The following is a 2,883-nucleotide window of genomic DNA, read 5'->3' on the forward strand; positions in this document are numbered from 1 at the left end:
CCACGGGTCGAGCGTCGGCAGGTCCGGCGCGCCGGCCCCGGCTGCCGGCCCCGCCGAGCGCCGCCGAACCAGCCAGGTGGTGATCAGTAGCAGCGCCAGGAAGAACGTGATCGCCACCGCGGACAGGATCAGGGCGTAGCGCACGATCTTCTGCGGCGCCCAGGTGAGCGTGATGGTGAAGCTGGTCGCCGTCGGGGTGATCCGCCAGCCGTTGGCGTACGCGTCGACCAGGCGCGGGGCGCCCGCGTCGGCCCCGTTCACCGTCGCCTTCCATCCCCGGGACAGGCTCTCGCCGAGCACCAGCCAGAACGGGGTGCCGGTCGTTGCACCCGTGACCTGCGCGGTGAACGACGTGGCGGAGGTGGATCTCACGGAGACCCGAGGCTGCGACCCGGCGACGGTGGTGGAGGCGGCCGTCGCACTCGGCGTGCCGGTGTCACCGGCGCCGAGCCACGGGCCGCCGCCCGCGTCGGAGGCGAACAGCAGCCGGTCGATGTCGAGGCCGAGCCCGGCGCCGTCGGCGGTGCGCACCACGTGCGGACCCGGGCCCAGCGTGACGGTCTCGCCGCAGGTCGACACCCGCAGGCCGAGGCGGTTCACCGCGTCCGCGGTCGACCCGTCGACCCGGACCGGGACCGGCCGGCCATCCACGCTGACCAGGTCGTCGCGGCAGGTGCCCGCGAGCTGGGTGGGCACCTGCGGCGTACCGGCGACCCCGGTCACCCCGGGCAGGCCGACCTCGGCGATCCCCACCGGCATCGCCAGCGGGGTCCGGCTGATCGGGTCGAGGCTGCGCACGGTCCGCGCGTCGTCGACGACGAACCGCCAGGTGCTGCCGGTGGTGGCGGGGAAGTTCAAAGTGACCTGCCGGGTGCCGCCGCGCTGGTCGGTGTCGCTGACCGGCCCGACCGGCACCGAGGCGACGTCCCGGCCGTCGACGACGACGCCGATCCGCGTCGGGACCGAATGCCGGCCGTCCGCGACCACGGACATCGTCACCGAGGAGGCGGAGACCGGTGCCGGGTTGGCCGCCTGGACCCAGTTCCCGGCCTGGATGCCGATCCCGGGGCTCCACACGGTGCTCGGGTCGCCGTCGAACGCCGCCGCGGACCGGTCCGCGATCGACCCGGGCAGCCGGCCGGACGACGAGGTCACGGGCAGGTTCGACGGCCGGCCGAGGACCTGGTCGATGGTCGGGTCGGACGCGTAGGCGGAGATCCTCGCCGTGCCGGTCAGCGCGAACGTGCGAACGGTCGGCAGGGTGAACGAGCGCCTGATGACGTTCTCGGTGTCCTGCTTGAACGGCTCCGCCGGGTTGGCCCGGTCCCGCGACATCTGCAGCGCCAGCCGGTGGGTCTGGGAGGAGGCGCCGGCGGCGTCCAGGCTGTCGCTGGGCATCGCGAGGACCTCTTCGGCCGTCAGTGGCTTCCCGTCCGTGCCGGGGATCTCGACCTCGGCGAAACCGACCGCGGAGACATCGTCGTAGCTGCGCTGACGGCCGAGGTTCGTCGCGTCGATCTGGATCTTCAGCGTCCGGAACGACCGGGCCGGGAAGTTCACGACCTGCCCGGCCTCGGTGCGCGAGGACGGGGTGAGGTCGACGGTGACGGGGGAGGCGCCGTCGAAGCTCAGCGTCGCGCGGGTGATCCAGCGGTTGCGTGGGCCCGTCACCGGCTGGGTGAGCCGGACATGGTCGGTGGTGATGGTGTTGGCCAGCGTCGTCTGCCACTGCTCGCCGGTCGGGTCGGTGAACGCGCCGACCCGCCAGGCCGTGCCCAGGTCGCCGTCGATGCCGCGCACCGGCCGGTCCCACGGACCGTAGGCGAACGAGTTGCCGTAGCCCGACGCCGTCACCGAGGCGATCCTCGCCGCGGAGTCGGGCGCCGACAGGCGCGCCGTCGTCTGGTCGGCGGCCGTCTCGCCCGGGAAGAGCTCCAGCCGGTTGTCGTTGGGGTCCCTCTTCAGCGGCGCGACGCCGGGCTGCTCGACGTAGCCGAAGTTCTCCCGCACGCCCGTCCAGCGCTCGGCCCGTAGCCGGTTGGTGTCCGTCACGAGCAGGTCGGCGCCGTCGTCGAGGGCCTGCTTGAGCTCGCCGGGCCTGCTGGCCAGCTCAGGGGCGTAGAGGATCGCCCGGCCGTCGGCGACGGGACCGGCGAGCAGCCCCGAGGCGGCCGCGTCGACCAGCGCCTCACCGTTGCCGCTGACCAGCAGCGGCCGGTTCGTGGTCGCGGTGCGCAGGATCGGCTGGGTGTTCGACACCGGGAAGGCCGCCAGCGCCGGCGGGTTCGGCACGGACGTCGGCGTGCCCAGGGTGATCTCGTCGGTGAAGGGGATCCCCGGGTCCTCGGCGATCGGCGGGCCGAACGTCGTCGGCGCCCCGAGCCCGTCCGGGCGGGTCGTGGTGAACAGGTTCCAGGTCGAGCGCGGCCGCGGGGTGCGGTACCGCTCGTAGGCGAGGTTGCTGCGCAGGACCACGTCACCGACGCCCATCAGGCGTGCCAGGTCGGGGATCGCCGCGGTCTCCAGCACGCCTTCCTGCATCCGGCGGTCCAGCGCGCGGACCAGGTCGACGCTGCCGGCCTCGCCGTAGGGGATGAGTTCCCGGGTGACGAGCGGGCGGTCCATCAGGCCCTCGGTGACCGGGTCGAGGGTGCTGCCCCAGCGGTAGTGGGCGAAGTCCGCGCCGGGCAGCTCCAGCACCCGCGAGCTGTCGCCGCTGGCGTCGAGGGACCTCGCCAGCTCACTCTCGTAGGCCGGGATGGTCTCGGGGCGCACCAGCAGCTTGTCGACGAACTCGCCGCGGAACAGCGGCGTCATGTTCAGCAGGATCAGCGCCAGCACGAGGCCGAGGGACAGGGCCGGGACCAGCGGGCGGCGCCGGGC

General features: G+C 73.8%; 1 protein-coding gene. It reads right to left on the reverse strand.

Features of this window, described 5'->3' with window-relative positions:
* On the reverse strand, window positions 1-2,883 hold a 2,883-nt coding region (locus tag MXD58_RS24295; protein WP_250610003.1), incomplete at both ends, for an alpha-(1->3)-arabinofuranosyltransferase domain-containing protein.

The organism is Frankia sp. AgKG'84/4 (genome assembly GCF_023242965.2).
GTDB lineage: Bacteria > Actinomycetota > Actinomycetes > Frankiales > Frankiaceae > Frankia.